The following is a 17,673-nucleotide window of genomic DNA, read 5'->3' as shown; positions in this document are numbered from 1 at the left end:
ACCATGGCCACGGCGTCGACTGGCCGACCCCGGGCACCCGGTCTGGACGCAGGCGGATCCTCCCCCTGCTGTCCACCCGGCCGACATGCTCCAGGCGGGCATGGGTCGGACAGATCGTGCCGGTCGGGGGGCGCGCCGGGCTTCGCGCGCCCGCGAGCGGGACGTCGGCTACGCCTTGAGAGCGACGTCGTCCCGGAGTATGGAGTACATGACCATGTCCCGCCAGGCGCCGCCGCGGAAGCAGGCCCCGCGCAGGACCCCTTCGCGGCTGAAGCCGGCCGATTCCAGTGCCCGCTGCTCCGCGATGTTGGCGAGCTCCGTGCTCGCCTCGATCCGGTTGACCTGAGTGTGAGCGAACAGGTATTCGGCAAGCTCGCGTTGGGCGCGCTTGCCGAATCCCTTGCCCCGCTCGGCGGCCAGCAGCGCTATGCCGACGTTCCAGCACGTCGAGGCCGGGCCCTGCAGGACCTGGCGCCACTGCACCTCACCGACGAAGCGGTCGTCGCCCGCGACGACCGCGAGACGCCCGCCTCCCGCGGTGATGAAACCCTGCTCGGCCCACATCCTGCGCAGTTGGCCGGTGTTGCGATAGCCGAAGAACCCGAGCTCCCCCGCCTCCGAAGGGTCCTCGTAAAGACTTTCCAGCAAGGCGAGATCACGTTCGGCAACGGGACGGAGAAAGACGGGTTCGACCATGGCGCCACACTAGCCAGCGGTCCGCTGCGCTCCGCAGGGGGTACCCGGCCGAGACCAAAGGCACCGCGACGCCGGCGGCAAGTCGAGCCTCGATCGCACCGCTGTCTCCGACCAGGCACCCACGACCGCGATCACCCGGTCCATCGGCTCAGCCAGGAGGACGACCCGATCCGCCTCGACATCGAAGCCGAGCACCTGATTCCCGTGGTCACCTTCCGGATCCATCAGGACCGGCATGCCCAGGCGTTGCCCGATCTCGCGCGAGAAACCCCAGAACACGTCGAGTCGCTCCCGGCCCCGCAACTCCCGCAGGTCGACGCCGAAGTCGACGACCCTGTCGTCGAGCAAGGAGAAGATCGCCAGGACATCGGCGTCGGCCGGACCCGCAGTCCCGGGCACTCGACGTCCGCCGGTCGGGACAGCACGGTCTCCGCCCGAGGCACTGGCAGCACAGTGTCCCCTTCGGAGTACTGGCGCTTCCACCCCCTCGCCTCGGTGAGGTCGAGTACTGTCTGCGAGTCCTCCGAAGGGAACTTCAGTGCAGTCTTCAAACCGGCGGCGGTCGCTCGGGCGGTCTCCTTCAGGTCCTTGGGGGCGCGGACATAACTGGTACCGGGGCGACTGCCATGTGCACTCGGTGTACTCCAACGGCGGCGAGCTGACACCGGCCGAGCTCGTGGCGGATGCGCGGTCCGCGGGGCTCGACTTCCTCGCGGCCACCGAGCACAACACCGTTGCCGCCCACGGCGCCTGGGCACGGCACGCCGACGACGACCTGCTGGTGATTCTGGGCCAGGAAGTCGTCACCCGGTCCGGCCACTGGCTCGCTCTGGGGGTCCGCCCAGGGCAGGGCGTCGACTGGCAGTACGACGCGCAGGACGACGTGATCGAGCGGCATCTGCACGAGGTTCGTCGGGCCGGTGGACTCTGCGTGGCGGCCCACCCGTATGCGCCGTACCCGTCGGGCACGTTCGAGTACCCGTACCAGGGATTCGACGTGGTGGAGGTGTGGAACGGGCAGTGGACTTCGGACCTGCCCTGGCAGGCGGACAACGAGGCGGCGTTGGCCGAGTGGCAGCGCAGTCTGGTGGCGGACGTCCTCCAGGCACGGTGGATGCCTGCGACGGGCAACAGCGACACCCATCTGAAGGGCCAACTCGGAAGCCCGCACACCGTGGTACTGGCCGACGAGCTGAGCGTCGACGCGGTCCTCGCCGGCATCCGTGCCGGCCGCACCTGGGTCGCCGCGTCGGGGGCGGTCGAGCTGTCGTTCACGGTCGTCGCCGGTGACCGCAGCGCCGGGATCGGTGAGCGGTTGCAGACCGGCGATGAGCCTGCCGTGGTGCGGGTCGACGTACGCGGTGTGCCGCACGGCACCGTCACCCTGCACACCGAGCAGGGAGAGGTGTACCGCGCATTCCTGCCCGGCACGGGATCAGGCAGCGCAGCGTGGCACAGCGACGCGCAGGAGTCGGCATTCATCCGCGCCGAGGTCCGCGACATGGAAGGCCGCATGGCGGCGCTCACGAACCCGATCGTCCTCAGGTGAGCGACGGTCGTGGGCCTGCCACCGCGACGGCCGCCGGCGTGCCCCGCAAGCCGGCGGCCCCGGGCGCTATCCCCGGTCTCCGGGCACCGCCGCGACGTGGCCGGCTTCCGTCGAGGTCTCCGCAGCGGACGTGGTGACCACCTTGGAGCGTCGGCCGTCCCGGTCCATGAGGCCACCGGTGAAGGCGAGACCGAGGCCGGCCACGGCCAGTGCCGCGCCGACCAGGTTGGGCGACGCCCAGCCCCAGCCGGCCGAGATGGCCAGACCGCCGAGCCAGGCGCCGCCCGCGTTGGCCAGGTTGAAGGCGGAGTGGTTGGAGGCCGCCGCCATGGTCGGAGCGTTCTTCGCCTTGGCCATCAGCAGCATCTGGACGGGCGTGGTGATGAGGGCGCCCATCGCACCGATGAAGGTGATCGTCACCAGCGCCGGCACCGTGCTGTGCACGGTGAAGTAGAAGGCCACCAGCCCCGCGGCGAGCAGCGCCAGCCCCGCGTACATCGTCGGTCGCAGGGCGCGGTCCGTGAGGGGGCCCGCGACCAGCGTGCCGAGCGTCATGCCTACGCCGTAGAGGGCGAGGACCAAGGTGGTCGAGGAGTCGGAGATTCCCGTCAGGTGCGTCAGCATGGGCACGAGGTAGCTGTAGACGGCGAAGAATCCGCCGAAGCCGACGACGGCCGTGCCCAGGCCGATCGCGACCTGCCTGTTGTTCATCGCCCGCAGCTCGTGCCTGATCCCGGACTGCCGGCCGCGAGGCTGGTACGGAACGAAGACGGCCAGCGCGGCGAGAGCGACGAGGCCGATGACGGCGACCGCGTAGTAGGCGGACCGCCAGCCCAGCTGCTGCCCGAGGGCGGTGCCGGCCGGAACGCCGACGATGTTCGCGATGGTGAGCCCGAGGAACATCTTCGACACGGCACGTGCGGCCCGTTCGGGGGCCACCAGCCGCGAGGCGACCACGGCGCCCACTCCGAACAGCGCGCCGTGCGGCAGACCTGCCAGGAAACGTGCGGCGAAGAGCAGACCGAAGTTGGGAGCGAGCGCGGACGCGGTGTTGCCGATGACGAACAACCCGGACAAAAGGAGCAGAAGTCGCTTGTGGGGTATGCGCGCACCGATGCCCGTCAGCACGGGGGCGCCGACGACGACGCCGAGGGCGTAGGCCGAGACGAGGTTGCCGGCGTGCGGCACGGACACACCGACCCCGTCGGCGATCTGGGGCAACAGCCCCATCGTGGCGAACTCGGTCGTGCCGATGCCGAACGCGACAACGGCCAGGGCGAGCAGGGCCAGTGGCATGGTGCGGTAGAGCCTTTCGAAGACAGCGGTCCAGGGTGAGGAAGCCGGGGGACGACGAGATCCTCTCCGGTCTTCCGCGGCCAGTCGCGCTGAGCTTCATCGCCCGGCGCGCCCTCAGAACAGGGCAAGCCCCGGACAATTACAGCAGCCGAAAGATGCCGCGCATTCCAAGATCGAGCCGCACGGTTTCGTGACCTGCGTCATGCCTCATCGGAAAGCGCCCGTCGAGCTCGCTCGCACCGCAGCCATCGCGGCCGGAGCGGCGGGGCCGGAACCAGTTCACCTACGGCCGCCCGCGGCAGGTGGGCAGAGCGAACACCGCGGTGCGCCGGTCCGGCCGCCGTATGCCCCCCGTTGTCCGCCCTGCCCCGGAAGCGATGGCAGACGCCTCGCGGACCGGACATCGCCGAGCCTGCCGCCCCTCGGTCGGGCTGAGCACCGTCCGTGCGGGAGACACGGCCCCGCCCCGGCAACACGACGAAGGCGTTTACCCCCGCAGCCCCGTGGAAGAGTCCAGTGCCACGTACGGTCAAGCGATCGGCCGACCCTGCCATGACGAGTGCTGCACCTCACCCGGGTGGAGTCGGCCTCTTCGACGCCCTCGCCGGAACAGGAGCACGCCATGCGCCTCTACGCCCAGACACCAGCGCGTCGAATCCGTCAGGTGCTCGCGGACCTGATCGCCGTGGCGCTGATCGCGCTCGCGGTGAAGTTCGCCCTGGTCGTCCGCGACGCGATCATGCTGCTGGCCGAGCCGGGGCGGAAGGCGGAGAGCGCGGGCGACAGCCTCGCCTCCGGTCTCGGTGACGCCGGCGACGCGGCCTCGAAAGTGCCGCTCGTCGGCGATTCCCTGAAGAAGCCGCTCGAGTCCGCCGCCGGCGCCGGCACCAATCTCTCCGACGCCGGACAGTCGGTGCAGGACACCGTGGGCCACGTGGCCGACCTGACCGCACTCGCCCTGATCGTCCTCCCCGTGGCCTTCGTCCTGGTGCTGTGGCTTCCCCCGCGGTTGCTCTGGATCCGGCGGAGCGCCACCACCCGGCGCCTCCTCGACGCCCCCGGAGGCGCCGACCTCCTGGCCCTGCGGGCGCTCACCGGACCGCTGCGCAGTCTCAAGGCGGTCCCCTCCCCGCCCGGCGGCCTCGCCGACGCCTGGCGTCGGCGGGACGAGCAGGCCATCGCCGACCTGTCCGAGGTCACACTCAGGCGGGCGGGTCTGCGTCCCTGACCGGTCCAAAGTGAGCTTGCGTCACTGTCCGGCCGCCCTTCACCGGCGAGGTCGTCGCCGGCCTCTCCCCCGTGCGCTGTCGCCGCCCAGGACGTCCGCACCGACACCTGACACATGGTGGGGATACCGAACGCCCCCGGCGAGCCCGCCGCACCCGATCCGAACGGGCAGAGAATGTCGGGTCCGGCAGGACCCGCGCCGCCTAGCGTCGTGATCACCGAAGAGGAAGGAGACCGGGCGTGCTGGATCGGCTCAACCAGGCGATGGAGCACATCGAGGACCGTCTCGACCAGTCCGTCGACGTGGCCGCCTTGGCGCACATCGCCGTCACCTCGGAGTATCACCTGCGGCGGTTGTTCTCCGCGCTCGCGGGCATGCCCCTGTCGGAGTACATCCGGCGTCGTCGGCTCACTGTCGCGGGCGCCGAGGTGCTCGCCGGCAGCCGGACGCTGCTGGAGATCGCGATGCGGTACGGCTACGGCTCGGGCGAGGCGTTCGCGCGGGCGTTTCGCGCCATGCACGGTGTCGGCCCCGGCGAGGCCCGGCGCACCGGTTGCGCGCTCGTCTCGCAGCCCCGGCTCACCTTCCGCCTCACCGTCGAAGGGAGCAGCAGCATGCGTTATCGCGTCGTGGACAGGCCGGACTTCACCGTCGTCGGCCTGAAGGCCCGGGTGCCACTGGTGCACGCGGGACCGAACCAGGCCATCATCGACTTCGTCCGCGGGATCCAACCGCAGTCCCGGGAGCTCCTGGCGAAGCTGTCGGACCAGGAGCCGCACGGCATCGTCGCAGTCTGCGACGACCTGGACCCGAGTCGAGCCGAGGGCACCGAACTCGACTACTACCAGGGGGTGATCACGTCGTCGGCCGCACCGGACGGCATGTGTGTCCTGCCCGTCGGGGCCGGCACCTGGGCCGTCTTCACGACGTCGGGTCCGGCGCCGCAGGCCATTCAGGAGCTGTGGCGAGACGTGTTCACGGAGTGGTTCCCGTCCAACCCGTACCGCAGCCGCCCCGGCCCTGAGATCCTCCGCACCCGCCTGTCTCCGGGCGGCACCGAGGCCGATGCCGAGCTGTGGCTTCCGGTGGAGCGGGAGCGGGGCTGATCAGAGCGCCGGCCGCGGCCGGTCCGAGCTCTGTGCGCTTCGGCCTGTCCGGTCGACCAGGCGGCTCGGCCGACCGGACAGGCCCCGAAGCGCACGGCCGCGAGGGCGTCACAGCATCACTCGACGGTGACCTGTCGGTCATCACCCGGCCCGTTGGCGATGGGCTTGGGAGGGCGTCCCGAGGCGGAGTCGAAGCACACGTGAGGTGGACCTCAGCGTGCGTCACTGGGTGGTGAGCATCCCTCGGCGCAGCTTGGCGAGGGTGCGGGACAGCAGTCGGGAGACGTGCATCTGGGAGACGCCGAGGTGTTCGCCGATCTGGGCCTGGGTGAGCTCGTCGACGAACCGCATGTGAATGATGCGGCGTTCCCGCTCGTCCAGTTCGCCGATCAGAGGGGCCAGGGCGTGGAAGTCCTCGACGAGTTCGAGGGCGTTGTCCTCGGTGCCGATGAAGTCGGCCAGTGCGGTCTCGCCGTCCTCACTCGTGCCGATGGCGGCGTCGAGCGAGGAGGAATTGTAGCCGTTGGAGGCGAGGCGGGCCTCGTTGACCTCTTCCTCGCTCAGGCACATCAGCTGGGACAGTTCCCTGAGGGTCGGGGTACGGCCCAGCCGGCTGCGCAGTTCCTCGGTGGCCTTGGCGAGTTGGACCCTGGCCTCCTGCAGACGTCGGGGCACGTGCACGGCCCAGGAGGTGTCGCGGAAGAACCGCTTGATCTCGCCGACGATGTAGGGCACAGCGAAGGAGGTGAACTCGACCTCGCGGGTGAGCTCGAACCGGTCGATGGCCTTGATCAGTCCGATGGTGCCGACCTGGACGATGTCCTCCATCTCCTCCGGGCCGCGGCTGCGGAAACGGGCCGCCGCGTAGCGGACCAGGGAGATGTTCATCTCGATCAGCGTGTTGCGTGCGTACTGGTGCTCCGGCGTGCCCTCCTCAAGCGTGGCGAGCCGGTCGAAGAACTGCCTCGACATGTCGCGTGCGTCGCGGGGGGCGACCTGCGACGGGTCGGCGATCTCCGGCAGCCCGGCCGTCCGTGCGTCCACCGTCTTCGTCACCGTCATCTCAAGCCCTCCCACTGCATCGTGCCCTGCAATGACGGCCGATAGCAGCCGACGAAGGAGCGCGTACCCGCATCGGCGGCCCGTATGCCCCGGACTTCTGAGCCGGACTGTTCGCACCACCCGTGCGGCAACCTGGTCACCACCCCTACGGCGGCCTGGTCGCCTCGCCCCTGCGCGACCCACCGGGTGCGCCTGTCCCGCGGTCTGCGGAACAGGCACTTAAATACAGAAGCATGACTACTGAGCCGCAGCGCTTCACCGTCCTGCTGGTCCCCGAGTACATCGAGGGCACGGACCGTGTGTCCGCGGAGGACGCAGCCGTGCGATCGGCCGTTGTCGAAGCGACCGGCGAGATGGGCGCGACGGGCTACCCCCGCTACGCCGGAGAAGGGATCGTGGCCGACATCGATCCTCGTACGCGTACGGTCGAGGCGGTGCTCGTCGACGGTGCGGAGCTCGACTACGGGCTCAACGCAGCGGTCGCTCCGTAGTCGCCCGTGCCGTCCCGTGGCGGCCCGGGCCAACGATCCCCGGGGCACTGGCGGGCGGTCCGGCCCGCCCTCGGACCGGCCCGCCGATCGCATCGTGCTCCTCGCTAGACCGCCCGGCCCGCCGGGTGGAAGTTGATGCGTTCACGGACGACGGGGAAGCCGGCCTTGGCGAAGTTCGCGGCCATGGGGAAGTTGCCGTGGTCCGTCGCTCCACTGACCACCTCCGCGCCCTCCTTCACGAGGACGTGGGTGCACTCCGCGAGGAGATCGTAGGCGTAGCCGTGACCGCGGTGTTCCGGGACGACTCCGATGAAGCCTATGGTCGGTCCGGAGGGGTTGTGGGCCGGGATGTGGATGCCGGCCAGCTCGCCCTCCGGCGTGTGCGCGACCTGCCACCACTCCCGCGGGGAGGGGCACCAGTGGAAGAATTCGATTTCCTCCTGGGCGGCCTGGTCGAGACCGCCCTCCTCGATGGCCCGGAGCGCGTGGGCGTCCAGGGTGACGGAGTGGATGCGGCGCAACGCGGCGAAGAACACGGCGTCGTCGGGTTCGGCGCTGAAGCGGAGGCGGCCGGGCCGCTCGGGCAGACCTCGCTCCGGGGTCCAGCGGTACAGGAAGCGTTCCACCAGGAGTTCGTACCCGGCGGCTCGTGCGGCGGCGAAGCGTGCCTCGCCGGCGGCGCGCAGGTCGGGCTTGTCGCGCCAGCCGCCGGGCAGGTTGATCTCGAGTTCGACCTGCCAGGGAGCGGAGCGCAGGAGTTCGGTCCCCGCCTCCTCCTCACCCTCGGCCACGTCGAACCAGTTGATGTTGACAGGCTCCGAGTCGTCGGGGCCGCCCCACCACGCGCCGCGTGCGACGACCTCGCCGTCGCGCAGGACGACGCGCTTCCAGTCGGGGCGGAACCGGGTACGCCGGTGGCCTTCACGGGCGCCCAGCGGGTCTGGGAGTGCGTCGAAGAGATGGGCGTCGCTCGTGGAGAGCGCGCGGATGACCAGATCGGTCATGGAAATTCCTCCGGGATACAGGCTGCTGGAGCGCTCCCGGTCAGAACTGACGAACCACGCCGGGACAGCGGAACAGGGAGCGCTGGAAAGGTGTGAACTGCACGGCACTCGCCTCCTTCCGTCCATCTGTGGGCGTGAGGCCACACAGTACGCGGTCATCCGTGACTCCGTCCACGGATTTCCGCGGCCCCCGGAAGGGGCGATTCGAAGGATCACCGCGAGACCCGCCGAGATCACGAACTACGGCCGGGGCACCGGGTGTTCCTGGAGAGGGAACGAAGCCCGTAGCCGCCACCGCGCTCCGTCGTAGACCATGAGCTCGACCGCAGATACGGAGGCAGTGACCGGCAAACGCCTGCGAAGGTCGGTCTCGACCTCCGCAAGGACAGCGGTGTCTTGTCCCTGGGCGACGGTCAGGTGGGGAACCACGTCGTCGAACTGCCCGCCGAACGGCGGAGCCTCGGGCCAACGATCCGCGATCGCCTCGGTGAGCCGCCGGAACGGTGCTTCAGGTTCGGGTGCGAGGTACAGGATCCCCGGGAACCCTCCGCAACGCGCGAACCGGGTCTCGAACGGCCGATGCCGCCCGATCACTTCACCCAGGGCAGTGCGGGTGTCGCTGTCGATGCGCCGCTCGTCGAGGAACGGGAAGAGCACGGTGACATGGGCCGGGACACCCACACCCGCCGAAGGGTCCAGCCGTTCACGCCACGCTCGAACAGCGGGGTCCGCCTCCGGGATCTTCACGATCAGTCCCGTCCGCCCCGCTTGCAACCCGCCTGAGCCATCTCCTGCCATCGCACATGTGTATCAAGAGGTCGTGGAGGACGGCGATCGAACAGCGCCGTGAGCGGCGGCACGGATCGCCCCCGCCTCACCGTCCCCGTCGGGGCCGGACGCAAGCACGCGCATCTCATCCCCTGCCCGGCCGGGCCGAGTTGCGCGCGATAATCGATCTCCATGGGGACGGTAGCGGCACTGTGGCGGTATCCGGTGAAGTCCATGCGCGGCGAGGCTCTGGCGTCCGTGGCGGTGACACGTACGGGGCTGACCGGAGACCGGACGCACGCCGTTCTCGACGATCAGGGCGCCGTCGGGAGCGTCAAGCACCCCCGGAAGTGGGGCCAACTCCTGGGCTGCCGGAGCCGGTCGGCGCGTGACGGCACTGTCGAGGTCGACCTTCCCGACGGGACCTCCCGCACGGCCGGGGACCCGGATCTCGATGCCCGGCTGTCCGAGCTGCTGGGCCGTCAGGTGTTCCTCGCGGACAGCGCGCCGGCTCGGAGCACGCTGGAGCGCGCCGTGCCCGAGTACGAAGGCGGTGTCCCCGACGCGATGCGCGCGACGGCGTCCGTGGACGTGACCGGGGAGACCATCACGGTCGGCACGGTGGCGTCGGGCACGTTCTTCGACTTCGGCAAGGTCCATCTGGTCACGTCGTCCTCCCTCACAGGACTCCAAAAGGTATGTCCCGCCGGGGATTTCGACCCGCGACGCTTCCGGCCGAACCTGATCGCGGACACGGGTGGCGAACCGCCCTTCGTGGAGGACACCTGGCAGGGCTGTCGACTTCGCGTCGGGGAGGCGCTGTTCCGTGTACAGGTGCCCACACCCCGCTGTGTGGTGCCGGCACTCCGCCACGACGAGCTCGAGGTCGACCCGGGCATCATGCGGACGATCGCCCGCGAACACCGCGTATCCGTCTTCGACCTGGGCCGGCTGGCGTGCCTCGGGGTGTATCTGGATGTCCTCGAACCCGGCACGGTCCGCTTGGGCGATCCGATCGCACGGGAGAACGAGGCCTGAGCCGTCCTCCTTCCGCCGACGCCCCTGCGGACCGGTCGTCGACCCGTCACATCGCCGTCGGCCGGACGGAAGGAGCCGGACGGTCGGCTGTCATGCGAACCGAAGGAGCCGTCCACGCCTCATCGACCAGCCGGACAGCGGCCAGGAGCGCAGAGATCTGAGCTCGGGCATGCACCGCCGCCGCGTGGTAGGTACCGATCCCGTCCACCGGACCGGCCTCCGCGGACCTTCCGTCCCCTGCCATGCCGTGCACTGCACCACCATCCCGCGCCACTTCACAGATTGCCCTCAGCATGCCGCTCACCGAGCCGGAGACGCGGATCTCGGACCGTGTGTCGGCCTGCTCTTCTCACCGTGCTTCGAGCAGTCGCTCCTGCCGGTCGTCACGACCGGCAACGCGAACTCGCCCCAAGCCGGCACTTCGCGGGCCACTGCCAGGGCGTGGGTGAGCGGTGCGGGCGGACGGGCAGGACCCGGGCCTGCCCGAACCGGTCTGCGAGCCGGGCCACTTGAGGGCAAGCGGGACCAGTGATCAAAGGAGGAGCGTGGTTCCCTCCGTCGCGGTACGGTCCCGCCATGTCCCGATCAGCCGAGACCGGCCCCTCCCAGTCCCCCGTCACCGCGGACGACCTCGACCTCGCCGTACGGCTCGCCGTGGCGGTCCTTCGCCAGGCGCCGGCGACCGCGTGGGAAGGCAAGGCCGGTTCGCTGGAGTGGGACTGCTGGGAAACGGTCGAGCACCTCAGCGACGACCTCTTCGCCTACGCCGCACAACTAGGGCTCAAGACACCGCCCTTGGACCGTGAGGTGCCCTTCGTGTGGGAGAGCCGACGGCCCGGCGGACCGGCGAACGCCATCCACGCGGACCGGAGCGCCGGGCCCGACGGTCTTTTGCAGGTCCTGGAGGCGAGCGGCGCACTGTTGATCGCCATGGCCCGAACAGCGCCTCCGCAGACCCGCGCCCACCATGTCTTCGGCGTCTCGGACCCTCAGGGCTTCGCCGCCATGGGCGTCGTGGAGACCCTGGTCCACACGCATGACCTGGCACAGGGGCTCGGGCTCGCATGGAATCCGCCTGCCGAGTTGTGCTCGCGGGTACTGGCCCGGCTGTTTCCCGACGCACCGTCGTCCACGGACCCGTGGCCCACCCTGTTGTGGGCCACCGGACGTGCCGAACTGCCCGGGCATCCACGCCTGACCACTTGGCGATGGGACGGCACGGTCCGGGTGTAGGGAGCCTTGCTGTCTCCGATCGCCCAGGGCACGCAGCTGGATGACCGGACCGAGCCGAGCCTGCCGCGGCGAGCCGGGGTCAGCTCAAGGTGCCGGTCCGGGCTTGCTGCCACAGGTCGACGCCGCCCTCGACCGTCGCCTGCTTGTCGATCTCCGCGAGTTCGTCGGCGGTGAAGGACAGGTTGGTGAGGGCCGCGACGTTCTGTTCCAGCTGCTCGGTGCGGGAGGCACCGATGACGAGGGAGGTGACGCGCTCGTCGCGCAGGGCCCACGCGAGTGCCATCTGGGCGAGGGTCTGGCCACGGCGGGCGGCCATGTCGTTCAGGGCGCGCAGTCGCTGGATGGTGTCGTCGTTGAGCCAGCCGGTGTCGAAGGACTTGTCCTGGGCCGCGCGGGAGTCCTCGGGGATGCCGTCGAGGTAGCGGCCGGTGAGCAGGCCCTGGGCCAGGGCGGTGAAGCCGATGACGCCGAACCCCTCGTCGGCGGCGGCATCGAGGAGCCCGTCGGTCTCGATCCACCGGTTGAGCATGCTGTACGACGGCTGGTGGATGAGCAGCGGGGTGCCGAGGTCGCGGAGGATGGCCGCGGCCTGCCGGGTGCGCTCGGCGTCGTAGGAGGAGATCCCGACGTACAGCGCCTTGCCCTGTCGTACCGCGGTGTCCAGAGCCGTCATGGTCTCCTCCAGCGGGGTGGAGGCGTCGAGGCGGTGGGAGTAGAAGATGTCGACGTAGTCGAGGCCCATCCGCTCGAGGGACTGGTCGAGCGAGGCGAGCACGTACTTGCGTGACCCGCCTCCCTGGCCGTACGGGCCGGGCCACATGTCCCAACCGGCCTTGGTGGAGATGATCAGCTCGTCCCGGTAGGGGGCGAGGTCCTGTCGCATGAGTTTGCCGAAGTTGAACTCGGCGGCTCCGTAGGGCGGGCCGTAGTTGTTCGCGAGGTCGTGGTGGGTGATGCCGAGGTCGAAGGCGCGCAGGGCGATCTGCCGCTGGGTCTCGAACGGCTTGTCGTCACCGAAGTTGTGCCAGTACCCCAGCGACAGGACGGGGAGGTCCAGGCCGGAACGGCCGGTGCGCCGGTAGAGCATGGTGCCGTCGTAGCGGTCGGGGGCCGCGACGTGGTTCATGAGGTTCTCCGTGATGAGGTCATTGCGGGGATGTGCCCCCGGCGGGTATCGCTGCATCAACGGTGCGGGCAGCGGCCCGGGAAGTCCAACAGGGAGTCCTTGTGGGATTGAGTGCTCCTGCTTCTCAATGACGACTGCTCGGGGCCGTGACCACTGCATCACGTCACCCGGCGGTCGCTCTGAGCTTCGAGCAGCCCGACACCTCCGCGGCCCTCGACCGCGTCCGTGGCGGCGAACTCGACGCCGGCCTGCTCGCCCGCCGGTCCTCTTCAGCGGCCGGACCCGTGCCGGAACCGGTGCCCGATCGGTCAGGGCTGGAGTCGGACGGACATCTCCACGGTCACGTCGTCCCCCGCCGAGAGGCCACCCGGCTTGCGCACGGCGACCTTGAGAGGCAGCAGGTAGCCGCCGTCCTTCGGGAACAGGGACGTCTGGAAGGCGACCTCGCCGATCCGGGCCTCGACCGGGATCACGCCCCAGCCGTAGGTGGCCATCGCGGCCACCTCGCGAATGTCGGCGGACTCGTCGGCGGGCACGGGGACGAAGTAGTACGGCGACGGCCCACGCCACTCGATCACTCGGCCGGAAAAGGCGAACTCCATGAGGCCAGTCTGCTTCCCCGAGGACGTTCAGGTCACGCGATCAGTGCCGAAGGACTGTGCCGCGGCCGACGTTCCTGCACCTTTGTCCATCCGTCGACTCATCGACTTCCCGGTGCGCGGAGCCCCCAGTGCCTGACCATCGCGCAGGTGAGCGAGGCTCTGCCCGTGCCCGTCTGCACGACGAACTTGCCGCCGCTGAGGCCATCGACGTCGAACCGCCCGACTTGTCGGTGGATACGGTGCCCGGGGCGGACCCCTCCGAAGGGTCCTCCCGGCCGTCGCTCACATGACCCTCGGCTACGGCGAACCCGTTGTCGGTGGCCGGGCGTACGGTCGGCGTATGGCACTTTCACGGGATGAACGGGAAGCCTTTCTGGCCGAGCCCCACGTAGCCGCGTTGGGTGTCGCGTCCGGCGACCGCCACGGGCCGCTGGTCGTGCCGATCTGGTACGCCTACGAGCCGGGTGGTCAGCCGTGGATCCTGACCGGCGCGGACTCCCGGAAGATGCGACTGATCAGAGCGGCCGGCCGCTTCAGCCTGCTGGTCCAGCGCACCGAGCCGACACCTCGGTACGTCTCGGTCGAGGGGCCGGTCGTCGAAGTGTCCGAAGGCAGCGGCACCCTCCATCGCGACCTGGCGGCCCGCTATCTCTCGGGGGAGGCACTCGACCGGTACTCGGCCTGGGCGGAGACAGAACTCGCCGATCATGTCGTGGTCCGCATGCAGCCGGAGCGCTGGTTCACCGCCGATCTGGGCGCGGTCTGACACGAGGAGACCGCCTCCTCGGACGGCCCGTCTCTCCGCGCCGCCCTGCACGGGGCTCCCTGCGGCCCGGTATCGGTGGCCGGACGGCGTCGAACAGGAAGCCTCCGTCGCAGTACGCGTCCGGTCAGCCCGCGTCCCGCTGCGCCTGCTGCGTCTCGAGCAGGACCGCCCAGGCGTCCGCCACGGAGCCCACGTGCGTGGATCCGGGGACGTCGGGCGTGGGTTGCGCCATGCGTCCACCACCCGACGGCACGGACGCCGCCCCGTATCGAGGCAGCCCCGCATGCCTGGGTTGCCGTGCTTCGGGGGGGCGGCAAAGGGCCCTCGCCGGCCATGCCCTGGAACGCGACCGCGACCACATGTTCCACGTCGCCCCGTCCAGGACGCAGGGGACCACCTCACCTCGCTCGTCGACGTCACCGAGAGCGAGGTGAGGTCGGCCGCCGTCGACCACTCGTGCTTCACCGGGCTGCGGTCGCCCGGTCCGGCTGATGCGCTCGTCAGGAATCACCTCGTGCACCGCGACCCACTACGTCCGCGCCGCCCGCCCCGAGCGCTTCACCATCGACCCGACCCGGGCGTGAGCCCTACTGGCGTCGCCGGCCGAGGACACAGAACTCGTTGCCTTCGGGGTCCGCCAGTACGACCCACGACTGATCGCCCTGGCCGATGTCGACGCGCTGGGCGCCATGAGCCACCAGACGAGCCACCTCGGCGTCCTGGTCGTCCGGCCTGAAGTCGAGATGCAGTCGGCTCTTGGCCTTCTTGCTCTCCTCGAGTCGGACGAAGTCCAACCCCGGCAGGCGATCCGGCTCCTGCCGGATCTCGAACTCCTCGTCGGAGGAGTGGACCACGACCCAACCGAGAGCGTCGGCCCACCACTGTCCCAAGGCCACCGGGTCTTCCGCGTGCACGATTACCTGTTCCCATTCCAAGGTCATCTTCCGAGCCTAGGCCCGCCGGCGCTTCGAGTACCAGCCATCACTCGAGCGGAGCTAGCGCTGTCCGCCCCACTGCGGGCTCGGTGACTGCGGGTCGGTGGCGGTGATCGGCTTGCCGTCGGCCCAGCCCCCGTAGGTGAGGGTGAAGGTGTCTACGGGCTTTTCACCGGAATAGCCGTCGGTGCGCGTGACGGGGATGTCGAGGGTGAGGGACTTCGGCAGATGTCGGGAGTCGGTGGTCAGCACGAAGGTGGCCGTCCGGGTCGGGGAGGTCTTGAGGTACGGCCGGTAGAAGGCTCCTACGCTCGGATCGGCGGCCAGGTCCTTCAGGGCGGTGGTGCCTCGAAGTTCGTGCCCGCCGCCTTGCGCGCTCTTGTCCTGGAACCCGGTTGCCTTCGTGATGAGCGCCGCCAAGTCCGCGGGCTGGGCGAGCCATTGGGCCTCCAGGGCGTTGCGCACGGAGATGTCGGTGGTGGCCGGGGTGGCGGAGACGGTCTTGGTGGTTCCGTAGGCGTCGGCACCCGTGGCACCCGGTGTGTTGTCGGGGGTGACGTAGGCCCGCTCACCGATCAGCACGATGTCCGGAGGATTCCAGGGGTGGCCCTCGCCGTAGTCGTACAGCACATGCGTCGCGGCTCTGACCGGTTTCCGGCTCATGTCGAGACGGCCCTGCCCGACGAAGAAGTCCGGGTCGCCGGGCGGCCGGGCGTCGATGTCGAAGGCCATCAGCTTCTGGTCGAGCATCGCGGAGACGATCGCGGAGGCGGCCGTGGACCGCTGGTCCGCGCCGGCCTGCGGGTCCGTGCCCGCCGTGACGGACCTGATCGCCAGCACGGCGAGGACGGCGGCCGCACCGAGGGCCGCGCTCGTCCGGACGACCCGTCTCCTGATGGTCCTGCCCTTCCCCGGTGGCCGGCCGTCGGGAGGCCCGGGTGGCGACGAGGGCGGCTGGGGGGAGCGGGCGGGCGCCTCGGCTGCGTACGCCACTTCCTGGAGGACGAGTTCGACGCGCTCGCGGAGTGCGGTGGCGAGGACGACCGGGATGGCGACCGGCGCGGCCTGCCAGACGAGTCGCTGCTGAGTGGTGCGGCAGACGGTGCAGTTGCCGCAGGTCCGGCAGGTGCTGTAGTGCTCGACCACGCGCTCGGCGAGGGCCGCGGTGTAGCCGGGGCCGTGCTGCCGCTCGTGGTCCGCCAGCAGTTCACGCAGTCCGGCGCAGCGGGTGCCGCCCTCGCGGACGAGCAGCAGGACGTGGAACCGGTTCGCCACCAACTTGTCGAGTTTCGTGCACTGTTTGCTGACGGCGTTGGGGTCCTGGCCCTTGCGTTCGGCGATCTCCCGTCCCGTCAGCCCGCCGAGGTTCCGCAGCCGGTAGAGGTCCCGCTGCTCGTCGTCGAGGCTCTTGAACACCGTCTCCAGCATCCGGTGGACCTGTTCGAGGCGGAGGAGGTCGTGGCCCGCCTCGACGACACGTTCACGCTCCTTCAACTCCTCGACGGTGCTGCCGGACAGGCCGGGGCGCTCCTTGCGGCCCCGCGACCAGAACTTCAGCACACGGCGCCTGGCGACCTCGATCAACCAGGCATCCAGCCTGTACGGCGGGCCCAGCGACGTGTGCTGGTCGAAGTAGCGGAAGGCGTCGACGAACGTGTCCTGGACTATGTCGAGGGCGTCGTCGGCGTCCACCCGGCCGGCGACGAAGCTCAGCACGGCGGGGCGATGGCGCCCGGCGATCACGGCGTAGACATCGGTCCGTGCGACCTGGGCGGGGCCCAGCGCCAGAAGCCGGAGGAGTCCCTCGTCCGTCTCGTCGGCAAGTGCGCGCAAGGAGGCCGGCTCAGTCATCGCTGCCCCCGTGAGCTGCGGACATCGGCAGCCGGAGAAGTTCTCGAAAAATCTTGGCGGGGAGCCGGGAAAAATCCGCCGGACCCGGCCTGACCCTCCGTACGGCCCCGAGCCCGAGGAGGCACCCATGATCCGTACAGGAGGGCGTTCCACGCCCGGCCGTCCCGCCGAGGTCCGCGGGTGGTCGCGATGAACTCTTTCTCCCCCGCGCTGGGGGCGGCCGAAGGCACGTCGCCGACGGAGCTGTGTGCCTCGTACGGATTGCGCGGTCTCATGCTCGCCGCCTTCGTCATGGCGGTGGTCCGTCTGGGCGGACACATCGTGGGAGCCTTGTCCGCGCGGGCGCTCGCGCCCTCGCAGCGCCAGTTGCGCTGGCTGCTCAAGCACGGCCACGTCGCCGGGCAGTTGACGGCCCAGCAGGCGGTCGAGCTGACGCAGGCGACGCACGCGCAGGAGATGCAGGTCCGGCAGGCGGCCCCGTCGAACGTGCAGCCGCCGGGGCCTCCGGATTCCGGCGCGGCGTCGCCGGAGACGGCCGTGCCCGAGGCGGCACCCCTGGATTCCGGCGCGGCGACGCCCGGCGCTGCCCCGCCCGAGGCGACACCCGGCGCCGACGACAGTCCCAGGGTGCCCCGGGCTGAAGCCACAGCCCTGCTCTCACGCCGTAGAGACGCAACAGGCCCCTGACAGCAGTTGTCCCCCGCGCCCATGCTTCTCCCCCACCGTCACGGTGCGCCCGTCCAGCACTTCATGCTAGGGAGGAGCACCTCATACCAGGGCCACTTCGGCGAATCGCCCGCCGCCATCGGCGGACGAGGTCGGTCTGGGCGAGGTCCGCGACCGGCTCATCGCCGCGTGTCCAGGCGCCGTCGGACCGGACAGGGCAGGTCAGCCCGCGGGGCCGGTGTTGACGGGCCGGTCG

17 protein-coding genes and 1 pseudogene are annotated in these 17,673 nt (G+C 70.2%); 8 read left to right on the top strand and 10 right to left on the bottom strand.

Annotated features, from left to right (window positions below):
- Nucleotides 1-168 precede the first annotated feature (168 nt).
- Together H305_RS0107985 and H305_RS44915 are read right to left on the bottom strand one after the other, a co-directional pair.
- Nucleotides 169-696, bottom strand: a complete 528-nt coding sequence (locus tag H305_RS0107985) for a GNAT family N-acetyltransferase (protein ID WP_028799940.1) — start codon at nt 694-696, stop codon at nt 169-171.
- Between the two features lie 141 nt (nt 697-837).
- Nucleotides 838-1,220 (bottom strand): annotated as a pseudogene (locus H305_RS44915) (hypothetical protein); the annotation flags it as partial.
- Nucleotides 1,221-1,234: 14 nt separating this feature from the next.
- Here H305_RS44915 and H305_RS0107975 point away from each other — a divergent pair.
- A complete protein-coding gene (locus tag H305_RS0107975; protein ID WP_199791357.1) occupies nt 1,235-2,245 on the top strand; it encodes a CehA/McbA family metallohydrolase in 1,011 nt (336 codons plus the stop codon).
- Nucleotides 2,246-2,311: 66 nt separating this feature from the next.
- On the opposite strand, the gene H305_RS0107970 is transcribed toward H305_RS0107975, so the two are convergent.
- Nucleotides 2,312-3,541 carry an MFS transporter gene (locus H305_RS0107970; protein ID WP_028799938.1) on the bottom strand — a complete coding sequence of 410 codons (1,230 nt, stop codon included), beginning with the start codon at nt 3,539-3,541 and terminating at the stop codon, nt 2,312-2,314.
- Nucleotides 3,542-4,163: 622 nt separating this feature from the next.
- Here H305_RS0107970 and H305_RS0107965 point away from each other — a divergent pair.
- Nucleotides 4,164-4,769 carry a hypothetical protein gene (locus H305_RS0107965; protein ID WP_028799937.1) on the top strand — a complete coding sequence of 202 codons (606 nt, stop codon included), beginning with the start codon at nt 4,164-4,166 and terminating at the stop codon, nt 4,767-4,769.
- A gap of 239 nt (nt 4,770-5,008) precedes the next feature.
- Nucleotides 5,009-5,875, top strand: coding sequence for an AraC family transcriptional regulator (locus H305_RS0107960; RefSeq protein ID WP_028799936.1), 867 nt, complete (start codon nt 5,009-5,011; stop codon nt 5,873-5,875).
- Between the two features lie 222 nt (nt 5,876-6,097).
- Here H305_RS0107960 and H305_RS0107955 read toward each other — a convergent pair whose 3' ends face one another.
- Nucleotides 6,098-6,937, bottom strand: a complete 840-nt coding sequence (locus H305_RS0107955; RefSeq protein ID WP_037762787.1) for an RNA polymerase sigma factor SigF — start codon at nt 6,935-6,937, stop codon at nt 6,098-6,100.
- Nucleotides 6,938-7,170: 233 nt separating this feature from the next.
- Between H305_RS0107955 and H305_RS0107950 the strand changes: the two genes are divergently transcribed.
- Nucleotides 7,171-7,428 carry a hypothetical protein gene (locus H305_RS0107950; RefSeq protein WP_028799934.1) on the top strand — a complete coding sequence of 86 codons (258 nt, stop codon included), beginning with the start codon at nt 7,171-7,173 and terminating at the stop codon, nt 7,426-7,428.
- Between the two features lie 104 nt (nt 7,429-7,532).
- On the opposite strand, the gene H305_RS0107945 is transcribed toward H305_RS0107950, so the two are convergent.
- Nucleotides 7,533-8,432 carry a GNAT family N-acetyltransferase gene (locus tag H305_RS0107945; protein ID WP_028799933.1) on the bottom strand — a complete coding sequence of 300 codons (900 nt, stop codon included), beginning with the start codon at nt 8,430-8,432 and terminating at the stop codon, nt 7,533-7,535.
- A 240-nt stretch (nt 8,433-8,672) separates the two neighbouring features.
- Nucleotides 8,673-9,179: a 2'-5' RNA ligase family protein gene (locus H305_RS0107940; RefSeq protein WP_324608089.1), complete on the bottom strand. Its 507-nt coding sequence runs from the start codon at nt 9,177-9,179 to the stop codon at nt 8,673-8,675.
- A gap of 213 nt (nt 9,180-9,392) precedes the next feature.
- On the opposite strand from H305_RS0107940, the gene H305_RS0107935 reads away from it, so the two are divergent.
- A complete protein-coding gene (locus tag H305_RS0107935; RefSeq protein WP_028799931.1) occupies nt 9,393-10,238 on the top strand; it encodes an MOSC domain-containing protein in 846 nt (281 codons plus the stop codon).
- Between the two features lie 576 nt (nt 10,239-10,814).
- The gene (locus H305_RS0107930) at nt 10,815-11,471 is read left to right on the top strand and encodes a maleylpyruvate isomerase N-terminal domain-containing protein (RefSeq protein ID WP_028799930.1); all 657 of its coding nucleotides are present in this window, start codon (nt 10,815-10,817) and stop codon (nt 11,469-11,471) included.
- Nucleotides 11,472-11,550: 79 nt separating this feature from the next.
- Here the strand turns inward: H305_RS0107930 and mgrA are convergent, their stop codons facing one another.
- Both mgrA and H305_RS0107920 read right to left on the bottom strand, forming a co-directional pair.
- Complete coding sequence (gene mgrA / locus H305_RS0107925; protein WP_028799929.1) at nt 11,551-12,597, bottom strand: L-glyceraldehyde 3-phosphate reductase; 1,047 nt, start codon at nt 12,595-12,597, stop codon at nt 11,551-11,553.
- A 308-nt stretch (nt 12,598-12,905) separates the two neighbouring features.
- Nucleotides 12,906-13,199, bottom strand: coding sequence for a DUF1905 domain-containing protein (locus H305_RS0107920; RefSeq protein WP_028799928.1), 294 nt, complete (start codon nt 13,197-13,199; stop codon nt 12,906-12,908).
- A gap of 340 nt (nt 13,200-13,539) precedes the next feature.
- Here H305_RS0107920 and H305_RS0107915 point away from each other — a divergent pair, with 340 nt between their 5' ends.
- Nucleotides 13,540-13,965 carry a pyridoxamine 5'-phosphate oxidase family protein gene (locus tag H305_RS0107915; RefSeq protein ID WP_028799927.1) on the top strand — a complete coding sequence of 142 codons (426 nt, stop codon included), beginning with the start codon at nt 13,540-13,542 and terminating at the stop codon, nt 13,963-13,965.
- Between the two features lie 587 nt (nt 13,966-14,552).
- Here the strand turns inward: H305_RS0107915 and H305_RS0107905 are convergent.
- Entirely contained in the window at nt 14,553-14,906 is a 354-nt protein-coding gene (locus H305_RS0107905) for a VOC family protein (RefSeq protein ID WP_028799926.1), read from the bottom strand.
- Between the two features lie 54 nt (nt 14,907-14,960).
- Nucleotides 14,961-16,751, bottom strand: coding sequence for an RNA polymerase sigma factor (locus H305_RS49265; RefSeq protein WP_028799925.1), 1,791 nt, complete (start codon nt 16,749-16,751; stop codon nt 14,961-14,963).
- Between the two features lie 189 nt (nt 16,752-16,940).
- Between H305_RS49265 and H305_RS0107895 the strand changes: the two genes are divergently transcribed.
- A complete protein-coding gene (locus H305_RS0107895; RefSeq protein WP_158690491.1) occupies nt 16,941-17,438 on the top strand; it encodes a hypothetical protein in 498 nt (165 codons plus the stop codon).
- Nucleotides 17,439-17,673 lie beyond the last annotated feature (235 nt).

Origin of the sequence: Streptomyces sp. 142MFCol3.1 (genome assembly GCF_000424945.1) — a bacterium.
Taxonomy (GTDB): domain Bacteria; phylum Actinomycetota; class Actinomycetes; order Streptomycetales; family Streptomycetaceae; genus Streptomyces; species Streptomyces siamensis.
Note: the sequence above shows the minus strand (reverse complement) of the source record. Positions and strands in the feature narration are given on the sequence as shown.

Bases quoted from the DNA above. Each gene is read 5' to 3' on its own strand.
- H305_RS0107945 (WP_028799933.1), bottom strand. From the start codon at position 8,432: ATGACCGATCTGGTCATCCGCGCGCTCTCCACGAGCGACGCCCATCTC.
- H305_RS0107915 (WP_028799927.1), top strand. From the start codon at position 13,540: ATGGCACTTTCACGGGATGAACGGGAAGCCTTTCTGGCCGAGCCCCAC.
- H305_RS0107955 (WP_037762787.1), bottom strand. From the start codon at position 6,937: ATGACGGTGACGAAGACGGTGGACGCACGGACGGCCGGGCTGCCGGAG.
- H305_RS0107950 (WP_028799934.1), top strand. From the start codon at position 7,171: ATGACTACTGAGCCGCAGCGCTTCACCGTCCTGCTGGTCCCCGAGTAC.
- H305_RS0107935 (WP_028799931.1), top strand. From the start codon at position 9,393: ATGGGGACGGTAGCGGCACTGTGGCGGTATCCGGTGAAGTCCATGCGC.
- H305_RS0107905 (WP_028799926.1), bottom strand. From the start codon at position 14,906: ATGACCTTGGAATGGGAACAGGTAATCGTGCACGCGGAAGACCCGGTG.
- H305_RS0107985 (WP_028799940.1), bottom strand. From the start codon at position 696: ATGGTCGAACCCGTCTTTCTCCGTCCCGTTGCCGAACGTGATCTCGCC.
- H305_RS0107895 (WP_158690491.1), top strand. From the start codon at position 16,941: ATGAACTCTTTCTCCCCCGCGCTGGGGGCGGCCGAAGGCACGTCGCCG.
- mgrA (WP_028799929.1), bottom strand. From the start codon at position 12,597: ATGAACCACGTCGCGGCCCCCGACCGCTACGACGGCACCATGCTCTAC.
- H305_RS0107970 (WP_028799938.1), bottom strand. From the start codon at position 3,541: ATGCCACTGGCCCTGCTCGCCCTGGCCGTTGTCGCGTTCGGCATCGGC.
- H305_RS0107930 (WP_028799930.1), top strand. From the start codon at position 10,815: ATGTCCCGATCAGCCGAGACCGGCCCCTCCCAGTCCCCCGTCACCGCG.
- H305_RS49265 (WP_028799925.1), bottom strand. From the start codon at position 16,751: ATGACTGAGCCGGCCTCCTTGCGCGCACTTGCCGACGAGACGGACGAG.
- H305_RS0107965 (WP_028799937.1), top strand. From the start codon at position 4,164: ATGCGCCTCTACGCCCAGACACCAGCGCGTCGAATCCGTCAGGTGCTC.
- H305_RS0107920 (WP_028799928.1), bottom strand. From the start codon at position 13,199: ATGGAGTTCGCCTTTTCCGGCCGAGTGATCGAGTGGCGTGGGCCGTCG.